The organism is Stenotrophomonas sp. NPDC077461 (genome assembly GCF_049545475.1).
Classification (GTDB): Bacteria; Pseudomonadota; Gammaproteobacteria; order Xanthomonadales; family Xanthomonadaceae; genus Stenotrophomonas; species Stenotrophomonas nematodicola.
Genome location: NZ_JBMWDO010000015.1, coordinates 1 through 15,719 on the forward strand (window position 1 = coordinate 1; position 15,719 = coordinate 15,719).

Below are 15,719 nucleotides of genomic sequence, written 5' to 3' on the forward strand. Positions count from 1 at the left end.
TGCTCAACGACAACTACCGCCAGAACCAGGCCCTGAGCCTGATGGAGCGGATGGCGGTCAAGCGCCTGGGCTCCAAGCAGCACTTCATCCGCACGCTGGAGCAGCAGGGTCTGCTCGATCGCCAGATCGAGTTCCTGCCGTCCGACGCGGAGCTGTCGGCACGCAAGGCGCGTGGCCAGGGCCTGACCCGTCCGGAGCTGTCGGTGCTGTTGTCCTACTCCAAGCTGGTGGCGTTCGCCCAGCTGCTGGATTCGGACATTCCGGAAGATCCGTACCTGTCCAAGGAACTGCAGCCGTAGAGCCCGACGCCGCTGCAGAAGAAGTATGCCGATGCGATGGAACGTCACCGCCTGAAGCGCGAGATCATCGCCACGGCCGTGACCAACCAGACCATCAACCGCATGGGCGCCACCTTCCTGATGCGCATGCAGGAAGACACCGGCCGCAGCATTGCCGAGGTTGCCAAGGCGTACACGATCAGCCGTGAAACGCTGGACGCGCGCGCCCTGTGGGCGCAGATCGACGCCCTCGACGGCACTCTGCCGGAGTCGGTGCAGATCGATGCGCTGGAAGTCATCTGGAAGCTGCAGCGCTCGTTCGTGCGCTGGCTGCTGTCGCGCCCCGGCGCGATGCCGGGCATCACCGAGGCGGTGAACCGTTACCAGGCGGCGTTCAACGACATCCGCGTGGCCTCCGGCGTGCTGCCGGACTCCCAGCGCCCGGCCTACGAGGCGAGCGTGCAGGAGTGGAAGGAGAAGGGTCTGCCGCCGGCACTGGCACAGCAGCTGTCGGAGCTGCAGTTCCTGGAACCGGCGTTCGACATCATCGAACTGGCCCGCACCCGCAAGCTCAAGCCGGTGGACGTGTCCAAGATCCACTTCCGCCTGGGCGACGCCCTGCAGCTGCCGTGGCTGTTCGAGCAGATCGACGCGCTGGAGGTCAACGGCCGCTGGCACGCCGTGGCCCGTGGCGTGCTGCGCGACGAGCTGGCCGCCCATCACCGCAACCTGGCTGCCCAGGTGCTGTCGATGAAGGGCGGCAGCGCGGAGGCCAAGGTCGCCGCCTGGATCGGCCGTGACGACAGCAGCCTGCGCTTCACCCTGTCGATGCTGGCCGAACTGGCCGAGCAGAAGACCCTGGACTACCCGACCGTGTCGGTCGCGGTGCAGCGCCTGGGTCAGCTGGCCGCGCACGGCGCGTAACCCGCGCTGACGCGTGAGAACGAAAGGGCCCCGCTTCGGCGGGGCCTTTTCTTTGGGGCGACGGCGTGTTGATCTGGCAACCCACTGTCTGAGGGCCGCCGGGTGCGGGGGTACGGGACACGCCGTAAACCCATCCCTGGGGGCTCGTAGAAAACACCCATGTTCTCTACGGTCCCGCACCCCCGCACCCGACGGCCCCTGGACAGTGGATCGGTGGCCTTGGGAACAGCCTGTAACACGCCATACGTGTCTATGCGTCGACCGGGTATGCTTCGGTCGTATGCCTTACCCGGACTTTCCATGAGCGACACCCCCCGCATCGCTTTTCTGGCCAGCAGCACCGAGCCCGCGCAGCAGGCCCTGGCGCTGATGCTGGCCCGCTACGGCGCATGCCCGCCCGAGGAGGCCGATGTCCTGTGCCCGCTGGGCGGTGACGGCTTCCTGCTGCAGACCCTGCACCGCCACGGCGCACTGGGCAAGCCAGTGTTCGGCATGAAGCTGGGCACCGTGGGCTTTCTGATGAACCAGTTCCGTGACGACGACCTGCCGGCGCGGCTGGCGGCCGCCGAGCCGGCCAACCTGCGCCCGCTGGAGATGCTGGCGTTGACCGAATCGGGTACGACCACCGGCTCGCTGGCCTATAACGACGTCTCCCTGCTGCGCCAGACCCGCCAGGCCGCGCATATCGGCATCGATCTCAATGGCCAGGAGCGGGTTGCCGAGCTGATCGGCGACGGCGTACTGGTCGCCACCCCGGCCGGCAGCACCGCCTACAACTATTCCGCGCATGGCCCGATCCTGCCGCTGGGCTCGCACACCATCGCCCTGACGCCATTGGCACCCTATCGCCCGCGGCGCTGGCGTGGCGCGATCCTCAAGGCCGATACCGAAGTACGCTTCCGCGTGCTCGATCCCTACAAGCGTCCGGTCAGCGTCACCGCCGATTCCCACGAGACCCGCGACGTGGTCGAAGTGACCATCCGCGAGTCGCGCGAGCGCCGGGTGACGATGCTGTTCGACCCCGAACACAACCTGGAAGACCGGATCCTCAGCGAACAGTTCATGTTTTGACGGACAATAGCTGGCCGGCCGATCTGGCCGCATTGGATGGCTGACCGACATGGGCGACAACACCCCCCGCTTGCTGACCGTGGCCGTGACCTCGCGCGCCCTGTTCGACCTGGAAGAAGGCCACGCGCTGTTCGAGGCGGAAGGCGTGGATGCCTATGCCGAGTACCAGCGCAAGCACGAGGACGATGTGCTGCGCCCCGGCGTGGCCTTCCCGGTGGTGCGCAAGCTGTTGGCGCTCAACCAGGGGCAGTCGCCGGAGTCGCCGCGGGTGGAGGTGATCCTGCTGTCGCGCAACTCGGCCGATACCGGGCTGCGCATTTTCAACTCTATCCAGCACTACGGGCTGGGCATCATCCGGGCCACGTTCACCGCCGGCGAACCGACCTGGCCGTACGTGAAGCCGTTCGGCACCGATCTCTTTCTGTCGGCCAACCCCGAGTCGGTGCGGCGGGCGCTGCTGCACGGCATCGCTGCCGCCACGATCCTGCCCAAGCCCCCGGGCGAAACCATCGCCGCCGCCGAGCAGCTTGATCTGGGCCGGCCCGCCGGGCAGCTGCGCATCGCCTTCGATGGCGACGCGGTGATCTTCGGCGATGAAAGCGAGCGTATTTCGCGCGAACAGGGGGTGGAAGCCTTCGGCCGGCATGAGCGCGAGAATGCACGCGAGCCCCTGAGCGGCGGCCCGTTCCGCAACTTCCTGTCGGCGCTGCACACCCTGCAGGCGGTGTTCCCGTCCGGCGAAGACGCGCCGATCCGCACGGCGCTGGTCACCGCGCGGTCCGCGCCGGCGCATGAGCGGGTGATCCGCACCCTGCGCGAGTGGGGCGTGCGCCTGGACGAGGCGCTGTTCCTGGGCGGGCGTCACAAGGGGCCGTTCCTGGAAGCGTTCGGCGCGGACATCTTCTTCGATGATTCGCAGCACAACATCGACAGCGCCCGCCAGCACCAGAGCGTGGCGGCTGGTCATGTTCCGCATGGCGTGGCCAACGACTGAGCCGGGTAGAGGGCGGGTCACGACCGTCGGTCGGGACGCCCTGAACACTCACTGCAGCGGCAGCACGATGTTCACCAGTTTCCAGCGCAGCCCGTGGCGCTGCAGCACGAAGACCACCGGTGTGCCGTCCGGCGTGTGCGTGGTGGCGGTGAAGCGCGACAGCGATTCGAAATGGTGCTCGGCGCCCTGCAGCGGTCGCGCGGCGCGTGGCGCGGCGTAGGCGTCGGTGCTGTCCAGATCATTGCTGGCGCGCTTCCACAGCGTGTGTCCCTGCAGCAGGGCATCGATGCCGGTCGGGGTCACCATCGCATCCACGGCGGTGCCGGTGAGCGTCTGGCTGGCCGACAACAGCAGCGCGCCGATCCTGTTCGACTGCAGCTCCGGGCCGGCCCGGCGGACGACATAGTCGTTGAGCTGTGCGCGCAGATTGGCGCGCAGCAGCGGGAAGTCGACGTAACGGTCGAGCCGGGTGGTGTCGCGGGTTTCGATGGCCTGGGCCAGGCCGCGCACCGCGAGGTACGGGCCACTGAACCAGGCGCCGGCGAGCAGGACGACGACGGCAAGCACGAGCCAGGGGAGTTTCTTCATGCCGTGGCGGCCTCCAGGAGAACGACAGCAGCTTGCCGCAGCACGCGTCAGCCGACGTGAAGGCTACTGGCTCGGCGACGCGCCAGTCTGCTGGAAGGTGGCCACCAGCCGCTCGCGCTCCTGCGGCGCCAGCATGTCCACGCGGGTGTCCAGCACCTGATCCAGACTCGCAACCCGGGTGGTGCCGAGCACGCCAGAGGCGACGGCGGGGTTCTGCAGGACGTAGGCGAAGGCTGTCTGCGCCGGTGCCTGCGAGCCAACGCGGGCGATCGTGCGCTGCATCGCCTTGGCGCTGCGCATCAAGGCCCGACTGGAAGGCTTCAGCCAAGCCCGCGCCAGGTACCACGCATCGGCCAGCCGGGGCACGCGCGGCCGGGCCGGAAGCAGGTGGCCCTGGGCCAGCACGGTGCCGGCGAGCACGCCGATGCCGGCGGCGTGCATGGCGGCGATGACCGGTTCCCGGTCCTGCTGCAGGGCGTTGTAGTCGATCAGGGCGACGTCGAAGGGACCGCGGCGTTCGGCCAGGTGTCGCATCACCGCGCCGGTATGGGTATTGATGCCAAGCAGCCGGAACATCCCGCTGCGCCGCATGCGCTCCAGCGCGGTCAGCAGCTCATCGCTGATCTGCTCCAGGCCGATGCCGTGGAGCTGGAAGATATCCAGGTGGTCGCAGTGCAGGTTGCGCAGCGAGGCGGCGCAGCTGCGTTCGATGGCAGCGGGAGAGAAATCGCGCTGCTCGGCACCGCTGATGCCGGCCTGGCCGGTCAGGGTGCCGGCCTTGCTGGAAATCACCAGGCCATCGCGCGGATGCGTAGCGAATGCCCGCTGCAGGATACGCCCCAGCCGCGGTTCGGCGTTGAAGGCCGCGTAGTTGTGGCCGGTATCGAACAGCGTGACCCCGCGCTCCAGGGCGCGGCGCACGATGCGTTCGGCCTCGGCCTCCGGAAAACGCCGGTTGCCCCAGAACCCCGAGCAGCCGAGGCCGATCTGCGAGACCTGCAGCCCGCTGCTGCCCAGCGCGCGGTAGGTCATCGGTGGCGGCGCGACCGGGCTGGTCATCGTGCTCAGAACTCCAGGTCCAGCGCGGCGCACAGGTAGTCCACGAACGGCGCCAGCGTGGCCAGGTCGGCCGCGAGGGTCTGGCGCAGACGCGGACCGGTCATGGTGGCGTCGTCCAGCGCGCGCCAGAACACCCAATTGCGGTGCTTGAGATCGTCGATGAATTCAAAGTCGGCGTCGAAGCCACGCGGTGCGCGCACCAGCTTCTCGCTTTCCTCGAAATCGAACTTCTTCCGCAGCGCCGGCGCGTGCGCGGCGGCCTTCCAGCTGCCGGGATTGTCGACGATGAAGTGCCGCACCTTGCGCTGCGTGGCCGGCTCGGGGTGCCACAGGCCCGCACCGACGAAACTCTCGCCCGGTTGCAGGTGGATGTAGAACGACGGTGCCGGCACCTGCCTGCGCCGCTCATGGAACAGGCGGGCACCCTGCCAGGTCTTGTAGGGCGACTTGTCGTTGGAGAAGCGCGCATCGCGGTAGATGCGGAACAGCGACCCGCCCACGCCGCGCGGGTCGGCGCGGAAGTGCGGGCTGATCGTGGCCAGGTCCGGCTGCAGGTCGGCAATCAGGCGCAGGAACGGCTGGCGGACATGTTCTTCGTAGGCCGGCTTGTGGTCGTTGAACCAGGTCTTGTCGTTGTGGCGCGCCAGCCCGCGCAGGAAGGTGAAGCTGGCGGGAGTGAAATAACTGCTCACAGGCTTTGCTCCAGGTGGGTGCCCCAGTCGCCGAGCTGAGACAGCAGGGCCAGCCTGGCGGGATCGGCGGCATGTTCGATGGCCAGGCTGTCCAGCTGCGCACGGAACGCCGGCAGGGTCTGTTCGCCCAGCGCGGCGTCGCCCAGCAGGCGCTGCCGCCGGTAGTCGTTCCAGCGCCCGCGCTCGGCGGCATCCAGCGTCTGCGGGTAGTTGCGCGCCCGGTAGCGGAACAGCAGCTCGGGCATGCGCGGATCTTTCAGGCGCTCGGCGAAACCGGCCAGCTCCGACGGCGGGCTGGTGCGCAGGCGGGGCATCAGGGCCTTGTCGCCGTCGGCGAGGAAGCCGTCATACAGCGAGGCATCCACGTCGCTGACGGTGGCCGTGCGCTCGCCGCCGTACACCTGCCGGACCTTCTCGACCAGCGCCGGACCGGCCTCACGTACCCGTGCGGCGTTGGCGTCCACTGCGGCGGCATCGATGCCCAGACGGGCATGGTCGGCCGGGCGCAGGTGGTTCCATGCGACCAGGGCCGGCACCTTGTTCAGGTGCACTTCCTTGAGCGGCACACGCTGCTCGCCCTCGGCCAGGTCCGCCGCGCGCGTGTACAGGCGCGCGGCCAGCGTATCGGCCGGCAGCGCGAGCAGGCCGTCGATGTCGCCCTCCAGATCCAGCGCGATGATCCGGTTGTTGATGTACGGATGCCGCGCGATGGGCAGCACCGGCGCGGCGCACATGCGCTGGGCCGGGTAGCGCATGGACACATGCAGCACCGGCTGCAGGGCGTCCACGTCGAGCAGGCTGGCGACGAAGCGCTTGTCGCGCAGCTTCAGCGCGTACTCCCACAGCCGCGGCTGCGACTGCTTGAACAGCCGCGCCATGCCGATGGTGGCGTGCACGTCCGACAATGCCTCGTGCGCATCGCCCTGGCGGACGTCATTGGCCAGGGCGAGGTGTTCGAGTTTGAACGAGGTGGCGCCGTCTTCGCGCTGCGGCCACACAATGCCGTCGGGGCGCAGCGCGTGCACCAGCCGCAGCATGTCCAGCAGGTCCCAGCGCGAGTTGCCGTTGCGCCACTCGCGCTCGTACGGGTCGTAGAAGTTTCGGAACAGCCCGTGGCGGACGAACTCGTCGTCGAAGCGCAGCGTGTTGTAGCCCAGCGTGCAGGTGCCGGGGCGCGCCATCAGGTCGTTGATCCGCGAGAAGGCCTCGGCCTCGCTGACGCCTTGGGCCAGTGCATGCTGCGGCGTGATGCCGGTGATCAGGGTGGCGACGGGTGAGGGCAGCAGGTCGTCGGCCGGCTTGACGTAGAAGCTCACCGGTTCGTCGACGACGCGCAGGTCGGCGTCGGTACGGATCGCGGCGAACTGCGCGATGCGGGTGCGGCGCGGGTCCTGGCCAAAGGTCTCCAGGTCGTAGAACAGGAAGCTGTCGGCCGCCATCAGTGTGCGCCCTCCAGCACCGGCAGCTGCGCGTGCACGATGCGCTCGAGTGCGTCCCAGTCGATGTGGTCCAGGCTGTCGTGGCCGGCAGTGGCATCCTCAAGGATGCGCCGTTGCAGGTCGGTGCGCGCCAGGGCGACCGCATAGGGCGTGTGCAGGAAGGTCACCATCGTGTAATGCGGCACGAAGCGCGTCGGCCAGCGGGCCTGCAGGGCCTGTTCGAGCTCGCGCTGCAGCAGGAAGGCCGGGTCGGCGACGCGGTCACGCATTTCCAGGTAATTCTCGAGCGCCATCTGCTGGATCGCCTCGGCGTTGGGCTTGCGGTCACGTTCGAAGGCGGCGAACGCCTCGGCGAGGGTGTCCTGCTGGAGCAGGTGCCCGGCAAGGGCGACGCAGTCTTCGAACGCGCAGTTCATGCCCTGGCCGTGGAAGGGAACCATTGCATGGGCGGCATCGCCGAGCAGTACGGCGCGGCCCTGCAGGTGCCAATGCGTGAGGTGCAGGGTGCCGAGCAGGCCGGGGGGATGCTCTTCCCAGTCGCGGCGCAGGTTCGGGATCAGCGGCAGTGCGTCGGGGAAGTCGCGCGCGAACAGGGCTTCGGCCTGGGCGCCGGTGGTGGTGGTGGCGAAGCTGGGGTCGCCGGTGTTGGGCAGGAACAGGGTGACGGTGAAGGTGCCTTCGTCATTGGGCAGGGCGATGCACATGTAGTGGCCGCGCGGCCAGATGTGCAGGGCGTTGGCCTCGATGCGGAAGCTGCCGTCCGGGCCCGGCGGAATCTCCAGTTCCTTGTAGGAGTGGTCGAGGAACTCGATGCGCTCGTCCAGCGGCTGCTTGCGGTTCATCGCCGCGCGCAGGGCCGAGCCGGCGCCGTCGGCACCGATCAGGGTGTCGAAGCGGATGTCGTGGGGCTGGTCGTCGCGATCGTCGATGAAGCGCGCGTAGCCGGCGTCGAAGTCCACCGTATGCAGGCGGCGGTGGAAGTGCACGCAGGCACCGGCGTCCTCGGCCAGCTGCAGCAGGGTGGTGTTGAGGTCCTTGCGGTGGATGGACCAGATGACTTCGCTGTCGTCACGGCCGTAGCGCTGCAGCTGCGCTGCGCCGTCGCGCGGATGGACCATGCGCCCGCGCATCATCACGGCCTTGGCCATCACCGCGTCTTCGACGCCGGCCTGGCGCAGGGCGTTGCGGCCGCGTTCGGCGAGGGCAAGATTGATCGAGCGGCCGGACTCGTAGTCGCTGATGCGGGGGTCGCCGCGGCGCTCGTACAGGGTGATCCGCCAGCCTTGGCGCGACAGCAGGATGGCCAGCAGGGAACCAGCCAGGCCAGCGCCGATGATGCTCAGCGAGCGGGAGGGGGTTGCGATCAAGACAGTGTCCTTAGAGGCCGGCCCAGGCTTCCACTTCCTCGACGAAGTGGTGCAGGTCGAGGTAGCGGTTGTACAGCGGGGTGGGCGAGATGCGGATGACGTCGGGCTCGCGCCAGTCGCCAAGGACGCCGACGGTCTGCAGGTACTCGAACAGGCTGCGGCCACGCTCGCGGCCGCCGGTTACGCGCAGGGAGAGCTGGCAGCCGCGGCGTTCGGGTTCGGCGGGGGTCAGCACCTGCAGCACGCCGGGCAGGCGCGCGCGGACGAGGGCGTCGAGCATGCCGGTCAGGCGCAGCGATTTGGTGCGCATGGCATCGATGCCACCGGCCTTGTCCAAGACGTCGAGGGAGGCGCGCAACGGCGCGAGGCCGAGCACCGGGGGGTTGCTGAGCTGCCAGCCCTCGGCGCCGACGGCCGGCACGAACTGGGGGGCCATCTTGAAGCGGGTGGCTTCTTCATGGCCCCACCAGCCGGCGAAGCGCGGCAGGGTGGTGTCGCGGTGGTGGCGTTCGTGGACGAAGCAGCCGGCCACGGCGCCCGGACCGGCGTTGAGGTACTTGTAGTGGCACCACACGGCAAAGTCGGGGGCGATGTCATGGAGCTGCAGCGGGACGTTGCCGACCGAGTGGGCAAGATCGAAGCCGACGCGGGCGCCCTGCAGACGGGCCATGCGGGTGATGGCATCCAGGTCGAAGACCTGGCCGCTGCGGTACTGCACGCCAGGCCAGAGGACGAGGGCGAGGCGGGGGCCGTGCGCGACGATGGCGCGCTCGATGGCCTGCAGCGACAGGGTGCCGTTGGGTTCGTCCGGCTGCACTTCGACCAGGTCCGTTGCCGGATCGAAGCCGTGGAAGCGGATCTGCGATTCGACCGCGTGACGGTCGGTGGGGAACGCGCCGGCTTCAATGAGGATGACGGGGCGTTCGGCGGTGGGCCGGTAGAAGCTGACCATCATCAGGTGAAGGTTCACGCTCAGGGTGTTCATGGCCACCACTTCGCTGGGCAGCGCGCCGACGACGCGGGCCAGCTGTTCGCTCACCAGGCGGTGATAGCGCAGCCACTGGGTGTCGCCGGTGAAGTGGCCTTCAACGGCCAGGCTGGCCCACTTGTCCATGACCTCCTGGACGGCCGCACGCGCGCCACGCGGCTGCAGGCCCAGCGAATTGCCGACGAAGTACGTCTGGTCGCGGTGGTTGTGCTGGGGGAACACAAACTCGCTGCGGATGGCGCGCAGCGGATCGGCGGCGTCCAGGGCAACGGCATGGGTGCGGCTGAGGATCTCGGACATGGTGCGACCGGCGGTGACAGTGACCGACAGTTTACCGGCTGCCGGGCCGCCCGGGCTCGACCACCCACCGCTCCACAGCTTCACCCCGTGGCGCCGGGCTCTGCCCGGTTGCTCTCCCTTCCGCGCCCGCAGCGCATCGGTGCGCAACAGCGACAGCAACGTCGCCGCCAACGCCGCAGGGTGGCGGAATGCGTCTGGGGTGCCGGGACAGGCTGCACGTACGTCCCCGTAAGCTCCATCGCCGCATCCATGCGGCGAAGGGTCGCGTCACCCCAGCCGCACCCCGCCCGGACACCGCGTATCGGCGCGCACGGAAAAAGCGGAAGGCGCATGCACCACAGCGCGCCCCTCGCAGGCCGCAGGCGCGGCGTCAGCCCTCGACGGCGACCTTGGCCGGCAGCGGGTCCACGTGCCCGCAGGCTCCGCAGGTGCGAAGCTCCAGCGAGGCGTGGTAGCGGGCGAACACCTTCGGCAGATCCGTTTCGATGTTCTCGAGCGCGAAATACTCTTCATACAGCTTGTGGTTGCACTGTTCGCAGAACCACATAAGGCCATCCTGCTCATGCGCCAGGCGCTTGCGCTCGACCACCAGGCCAACGCCGCCCGGCGGGCGACGCGGCGAATGCGGCACCTTGCCGGGCAGCAGGAAAATCTCACCGGCGCGGATCGGGATGTCGCGTACCGCGCCGTCTTCCTGCACCTTCAGCACCATCTCGCCCTCGAGCTGATAGAACCACTCCGGACCCTCGTCGTAGTGGTAGTCGGTGCGGCTGTTCGGCCCGCCGACGACCATCACGATGAAGTCGCCGTTCTCGATCATCTTGTTCCCCACCGGCGGCTTGAGCAGGTGGCGGTGTTCCTCGATCCAGGCCAGCAGATTGATGGGGGAGGGGAGCATGGTGGCGGTTCCGTAAGAGCGGCGGTCAGTCGCGGCGGCCGTGGCGCGGGACGTAGGACAAGGCCTTTTCGTAGGCTGCCTGCAGCTCGTCGGGGGCGCCGACGTCAATGCCCATCTCGCGCACTCGGCCGTCCTTCAGGCTGTAGACCCAGCCGTGCACCATCAGCTTCTGGCCGCGGGCCCAGGCATCCTGCACGATCGTGGAACGGCAGGCGTTGACCACCTGTTCGATCACGTTCAGCTCGCACAGCCGTGCGTGCTTCAGGTCCGGCTCGTCGATGGCATCCATGATCGCGGCATGCTTCTGCGCGACATCGCCGACGTGCCGCAGCCAGTTGTCGGCCAGGCCGACGCGGGTGTTGTTGAGGCTGGCGTGCACGCCGCCGCAGCCGTAGTGGCCGACGATCAGGATGTGCTTGACCTTGAGCTGGTCCACCGCGTACTGGATGACGCTCAGGCAGTTGAGGTCGGTGTGCACCACGACGTTGGCGACGTTGCGGTGCACGAACACTTCACCCGGCGCCATCCCGATGATCTGGTTGGCCGGCACGCGCGAATCGGAGCAGCCGATCCACAGGTATTCGGGGTGCTGCTGCTTGGCGAGCTGGTGGAAGAACTCGGGATCTTCCCTCTCGATGCGGTCGGCCCATTCGCGGTTGTTCTGCAGCAGTTTGTGGATGTCTTTCATGGTGCGGAGTCCCTGACGTCGGGTGGGGGCAAGGCGCGGCCGGGGTGGTCGCGTCGTCGCGGGAAACGGGAAGGTCAGTTGGCGGTGGTACGTTCGTCGCGGCGCCAGCGCATCCACTGCGCCAGCTCCTGCGACGCGGGGGCCGGAAGCGCCGACAGCGCGTCGATCACGCTGCACTGGTTGGCCTCGGGATGGTTCTGGCTGAGTTTGAGTTTGATCTGCACCTGGTCGGGACGGAAGCGGAACCCGACGATGCCCGCCAGCATCCGACGCTGACGCGGGTCGATCGGCTGCAGGTCCCAGTCGCCGCCCACGCCGGCTTCATGGCGCGCGCTGAGGCCGTCGAGCATGGCGATCAGTGCGTCCGGGTCGTCCACCGGCTCGAGCACGCCGCGCAGTTCGGCGGCCGCGTAGTTCCAGGTCGGGACGCGGGCCTGGGCCTCCTTGTCGGGGTACCAGCCCGGCGACACATAGGCGTGCGGGCCATGCACCAGCAGCAGCGCGGGCCCGGCGTGGCCGGCCTGCGGGTTGGGCCGGGCCCAATGGCCCTCGATCAGGATGTCCTCGCCGTCGCGCCGGTACAGTACCGGCAGCCGCGTGGCCTGGGGCAGGCCATCGGCACCGGTGGTCAGCAGGGTCACGAACGCGTCGCGCGCCAGCAGCCGGTCCAGCCAGATCAGGTCGGTCTCAGCGAAGGCGGACGGGATGAACATGGTGGGTCAGGCGCGGGCGCCGAGGCTCTGCACCATCCGGCCGTGCAGGTCGGCGTCGCTGGCGGCCTGCGGCGGCGCCACCTCGTGCAGCGAGAAGCCGCGGATCAGTGCGTCCTCCTCGTCCAGGCCGTCGTAGGCGACGAACTCGGCGTCGAACAGCTGCGCGCGCGCAGTGTCCTCGCTGTCGTAGCTCAGGGTGTTGCCGTCGCTGTCCAGCACCTCGGCGGTGCCGGCTGGCCGGATGCGCAGGCGGGCCCAGATCAGCGTGTTGCCGAGGCTGGCAAGAAACCACTCGTCGCGGTGGGAGGTGTCGTCGTTCATGTCGTTACCATCGAAAGCAGCCAGAGCAGGGCGGCCATGCCCAGCCCGGCCAACAGGGTCAGCAGGGAAACCCATGCCGGGGCGGCCAGCCCCGACAACGAGCGGTCCGTGCTGAGCCGGTAGTCGCGGCCCAGCAGCCAGCGCAGCGCATCCGGGCGCAGGAAGGCACCGCTGCCGAAGCGTTCGGCGAGCGCCGGGTGGCGGTCGCGGATGTGCACCAGGGTCAGCGGCCAGAAGATCACGAAGGCACTGAACCCGGCGATCGCCACGCCGACGAAACACAGCGCGAAGAACAGGGTCATGGGCTCGGTGCCTCCGTGGTGGGATCAGAACTCGGCCGTACCCGGTGCACGCGGGTAGGGGATGGCGTCGCGGATGTTGCCGAGCCCGCACACGTATACCACCAGGCGCTCGAAGCCGAGACCGAAACCGGCGTGCGGGACCGACCCGTAGCGGCGGAAATCGCGGTACCAGCCGTAGTGCGCCGGGTCCAGGCCGAACTGGGCCATGCGGGCGTCGAGCACGTCCAGGCGCTCTTCGCGCTGGCTGCCGCCGATGATCTCGCCGATGCCCGGCGCCAGCACGTCCATCGCGGCGACGGTCTTGCCGTCGTCGTTGAGGCGCATGTAGAACGCCTTGATGTGCTCGGGGTAGTTGGTCACGACCACGGGGCGGCCGATGTGCTCCTCGGTCAGCCAGCGCTCGTGTTCGGTCTGCAGGTCCAGGCCCCATTCGACCGGGAAGTCGAACTTTTTGCCCGAGTTCTGCAGCAGCTTCACCGCCTCGGTGTAGTCGATCTGCTCGAACGGGGCATTGATGAACGCCTCCAGCTTGGTGATCGCGTTCTTGTCCACGCGCTCGGCCAGGAAGGCCAGATCATCGCCACGCTCGTCCAGCACCGCACGGAACAGGTACTTCAGGAACTGCTCGGCCAGGCGCGCGTCTTCGGCCAGGTCGGCGAAGGCGATCTCCGGCTCGATCATCCAGAACTCGGCCAGGTGGCGGGTGGTGTTGGAGTTCTCGGCGCGGAAGGTCGGGCCGAACGTGTACACCTTGCTCAGCGCCAGGCAGTAGGCCTCGACATTGAGCTGGCCGGACACGGTCAGGAAGGTTTCCTTGCCGAAGAAATCACGGCTGAAATCGACCTCGCCCTTTTCGTTGCGGGGCAGGTTGGCCATGTCCAGGGTCGAGACCCGGAACATCTGGCCGGCGCCCTCGGCGTCGGACGTGGTGATGATCGGGGTGCTGATCCAGTTGAACCCGTTCTGGTGGAAGAACCGGTGCACGGCCTGGGACAGGCAGTTGCGGATGCGCGTGACGGCGCCGAACAGGTTGGTGCGCGGGCGCAGGTGCGCCACTTCGCGCAGGAACTCCGCGCTCATCGGCTTGGGCTGGATCGGGTAGGTCAGCGGGTCCTCGACCAGGCCCACGATCTCGATGTCGCTGGCCTGGATCTCGAAGGACTGGCCCTTGCCCTGGGACTTGACCAGGGTGCCGCGGGCGATGACCGAACAGCCCGGGGTCAGGCCCTTGACGGCGTCGAAATTGGCCAGCGTGTCATTGGCCACCACCTGGATGGGGGCGAAGCAGGAGCCATCGGTGACATTGACGAAGGCAAGCGCCGCAGACCCGCGCACCGTCCGTACCCAACCGCGTACGGTTGCCTCGCCGCCTTCCGGGATCTTCCCGGCAAGCGCATGTTCAACGCTGACCACCGTCATGACTTGAATCCTCTGTTGATCGACTCGATCTGTGAACGGGAGAGTTTACCGGCTGCAGTGTTCCGCTTGCGAGGCATTTCTGCGGTACCGGTGTCCTCTATAATCGTCAAGTCCCTTCCCGGAGCACTGCACATGGCCGTCAGCCTGACCCCGATCGCCCTCCAGCGCGTCCAGCGCTTTGTCGCCGGCACGCCGGGCGCGCTCGGCCTGCGGTTCGGCGTGACCCGGACGGGCTGTTCAGGTTGGGGCCACATCACCGACCTTGCCCGTGATGAGCGGGAGGGCGACAGCGTCTTCGAGCAGGAGGGGGTCCGGATCTACGTGGACGCCCAGAGCCTGCCGCTGGTGGACGGCACGGTGATCGATTACGGCAAGCAGGGATTGAGCGAAACCTTCACGTTCAGGAACCCGAATGCAGCGGCCGAATGCGGTTGCGGAGAGAGTTTCACCACCGACGACGCGCATCGCTGAGCATCCGCGTGCGCCGCTCTGTCGTGGCCCGTGTTTGCCTTGACATTGCCATCACATATCGATAAAACCCTATTGGATTGAAGAAAGGTGTTGATCGCGAATTGTCGATCTACATTGCCTTTCGGGATCTTTCGCGCGGCAGGGGAATTGCCGTGTGCAGTACCGCTGTCCGGGCTCGCACGACGCGCCGCGAACAGCGCAGCTTCAATGGAGTTGTATGGCTGCCGGACGCGTCCCGTCCGGGTCGTTGAGGGGGAAGGATGCACAAGGTCGAGCAGGGAAGTGCGCGTTCTGTCATTGCGCTTGCGCGCAACGACGACGCCCGCGTGAGATTGTTCTGTTTTCCATTCGCCGGTGGCGGTGCGTCGGTGTTCCGCAAGTGGACGCCGCATGTGTCCCGGGACGTGCAGATGATGGCCATCCAGATGCCGGGGCGCGAGTCCAGGCTGTCTGAAGACCTGCACGTGGACATGCCCGTTGCGGTCGCGGCGATCGTCGATGATCTGCTGCCGTGGCTGGACCGTCCCTTCGCCTTCCTTGGCCACAGCCTGGGGTCGCTGATGTCGTTCTGTGTGGCCCGCGAACTCCGTGAGCGTGGCGCACCGATGCCGCTGCATATGTTCCTCTCCGCCCGCCGTGCGCCGCATCTCGCCGGCCCGCGCCGCGCCCTGCACGGGTTGCCGCGCGACGAGCTGCTGCGTGAACTGCGCAGCCTGGAGGGAACGCCGTCGGCCGTGCTCGAACATGAGGAACTGCTGGAACTGCTGCTGCCCATTCTGCGCGCGGATTTCCAGCTCAACGAGCGCTACGTCCACGCCGACGCGGCACCGCTGCCGTGCACGGCCACGGTAATGGGCGGACTCTCGGACCACGCCGCAGACCGCGCGCAGCTTGCGCAATGGGCACAGCATTTTGCCGGCCCCACCGAGCTGGACATGTTCCCCGGTGGGCACTTCTACGTCGACCAGATGCTGCCGGTATTGGGGGCGCGCATCGGCCAACGGCTGTTGTCGTCGGTGGGACGTGGAACGGTGGTGGAAACAGCCTGCGCAGCGGGCTGAGCAACAGGCGCGCCGTGGGGTGCGCATCCGTATCGCAACAGTGGGGGAGCGCTTCGATGCCATGACAGGCACCGACGGGGAAGGGCGCCCCACGCAATCGACCGGACGCACCGCATGGGTGATCCGGGTCGTCGAAACAGGCAACA

General features: G+C 68.0%; 16 protein-coding genes and 1 pseudogene. 5 read left to right on the forward strand and 12 right to left on the reverse strand.

Annotation, left to right across the window (positions count from 1 at the left end):
- The 3 genes and pseudogenes from ACPEH8_RS19095 to ACPEH8_RS19105 all read left to right on the forward strand — a co-directional run.
- Nucleotides 1–1,202: pseudogene (locus tag ACPEH8_RS19095) on the forward strand (NAD-glutamate dehydrogenase); the annotation flags it as partial.
- Between the two features lie 300 nt (nt 1,203–1,502).
- On the forward strand, nt 1,503–2,273 hold the full coding sequence (locus ACPEH8_RS19100) for an NAD kinase (RefSeq protein ID WP_136003389.1): 771 nt from the start codon (nt 1,503–1,505) through the stop codon (nt 2,271–2,273).
- Nucleotides 2,274–2,322: 49 nt separating this feature from the next.
- Nucleotides 2,323–3,267 carry a 5'-nucleotidase gene (locus tag ACPEH8_RS19105; protein WP_017355219.1) on the forward strand — a complete coding sequence of 315 codons (945 nt, stop codon included), beginning with the start codon at nt 2,323–2,325 and terminating at the stop codon, nt 3,265–3,267.
- A gap of 48 nt (nt 3,268–3,315) precedes the next feature.
- Here the strand turns inward: ACPEH8_RS19105 and ACPEH8_RS19110 are convergent, their stop codons facing one another.
- From ACPEH8_RS19110 to asnS, 12 genes are all read right to left on the reverse strand, one after another.
- Nucleotides 3,316–3,855, reverse strand: a complete 540-nt coding sequence (locus tag ACPEH8_RS19110; RefSeq protein WP_136003392.1) for a DUF2939 domain-containing protein — start codon at nt 3,853–3,855, stop codon at nt 3,316–3,318.
- 63 nt (nt 3,856–3,918) lie between these two features.
- On the reverse strand, nt 3,919–4,914 hold the full coding sequence (locus ACPEH8_RS19115; protein ID WP_026070643.1) for an aldo/keto reductase: 996 nt from the start codon (nt 4,912–4,914) through the stop codon (nt 3,919–3,921).
- 5 nt (nt 4,915–4,919) lie between these two features.
- Nucleotides 4,920–5,606 carry a DUF2461 domain-containing protein gene (locus ACPEH8_RS19120; protein WP_017355222.1) on the reverse strand — a complete coding sequence of 229 codons (687 nt, stop codon included), beginning with the start codon at nt 5,604–5,606 and terminating at the stop codon, nt 4,920–4,922.
- Complete coding sequence (gene sbcB, locus ACPEH8_RS19125) at nt 5,603–7,045, reverse strand: exodeoxyribonuclease I (RefSeq protein WP_136003394.1); 1,443 nt, start codon at nt 7,043–7,045, stop codon at nt 5,603–5,605. Before sbcB ends, ACPEH8_RS19120 begins: the two co-directional genes overlap by 4 nt.
- Nucleotides 7,045–8,412, reverse strand: a complete 1,368-nt coding sequence (locus ACPEH8_RS19130; protein WP_136003396.1) for an FAD-dependent oxidoreductase — start codon at nt 8,410–8,412, stop codon at nt 7,045–7,047. The genes sbcB and ACPEH8_RS19130 overlap by 1 nt, the downstream gene beginning before the upstream one ends.
- Before the next feature lie 10 nt (nt 8,413–8,422).
- Entirely contained in the window at nt 8,423–9,700 is a 1,278-nt protein-coding gene (gene kynU / locus ACPEH8_RS19135) for a kynureninase (protein WP_423667840.1), read from the reverse strand.
- Between the two features lie 370 nt (nt 9,701–10,070).
- Complete coding sequence (locus ACPEH8_RS19140; protein ID WP_017355226.1) at nt 10,071–10,598, reverse strand: 3-hydroxyanthranilate 3,4-dioxygenase; 528 nt, start codon at nt 10,596–10,598, stop codon at nt 10,071–10,073.
- 25 nt (nt 10,599–10,623) lie between these two features.
- A complete protein-coding gene (gene can / locus ACPEH8_RS19145) occupies nt 10,624–11,286 on the reverse strand; it encodes a carbonate dehydratase (protein WP_017355227.1) in 663 nt (220 codons plus the stop codon).
- 74 nt (nt 11,287–11,360) lie between these two features.
- Nucleotides 11,361–11,999 carry an FMN-binding negative transcriptional regulator gene (locus tag ACPEH8_RS19150; RefSeq protein WP_017355228.1) on the reverse strand — a complete coding sequence of 213 codons (639 nt, stop codon included), beginning with the start codon at nt 11,997–11,999 and terminating at the stop codon, nt 11,361–11,363.
- Nucleotides 12,000–12,005: 6 nt separating this feature from the next.
- A complete protein-coding gene (locus tag ACPEH8_RS19155; RefSeq protein WP_017355229.1) occupies nt 12,006–12,320 on the reverse strand; it encodes a hypothetical protein in 315 nt (104 codons plus the stop codon).
- Nucleotides 12,317–12,622: a hypothetical protein gene (locus tag ACPEH8_RS19160; RefSeq protein WP_136003401.1), complete on the reverse strand. Its 306-nt coding sequence runs from the start codon at nt 12,620–12,622 to the stop codon at nt 12,317–12,319. The genes ACPEH8_RS19155 and ACPEH8_RS19160 overlap by 4 nt, the downstream gene beginning before the upstream one ends.
- A gap of 24 nt (nt 12,623–12,646) precedes the next feature.
- A complete protein-coding gene (gene asnS, locus ACPEH8_RS19165) occupies nt 12,647–14,041 on the reverse strand; it encodes an asparagine--tRNA ligase (protein ID WP_017355231.1) in 1,395 nt (464 codons plus the stop codon).
- Nucleotides 14,042–14,173: 132 nt separating this feature from the next.
- On the opposite strand from asnS, the gene ACPEH8_RS19170 reads away from it, so the two are divergent.
- Both ACPEH8_RS19170 and ACPEH8_RS19175 read left to right on the forward strand, forming a co-directional pair.
- The gene (locus tag ACPEH8_RS19170; protein WP_017355232.1) at nt 14,174–14,512 is read left to right on the forward strand and encodes a HesB/IscA family protein; all 339 of its coding nucleotides are present in this window, start codon (nt 14,174–14,176) and stop codon (nt 14,510–14,512) included.
- Nucleotides 14,513–14,838: 326 nt separating this feature from the next.
- On the forward strand, nt 14,839–15,573 hold the full coding sequence (locus ACPEH8_RS19175; protein ID WP_165699836.1) for a thioesterase II family protein: 735 nt from the start codon (nt 14,839–14,841) through the stop codon (nt 15,571–15,573).
- Nucleotides 15,574–15,719: the final 146 nt, after the last annotated feature.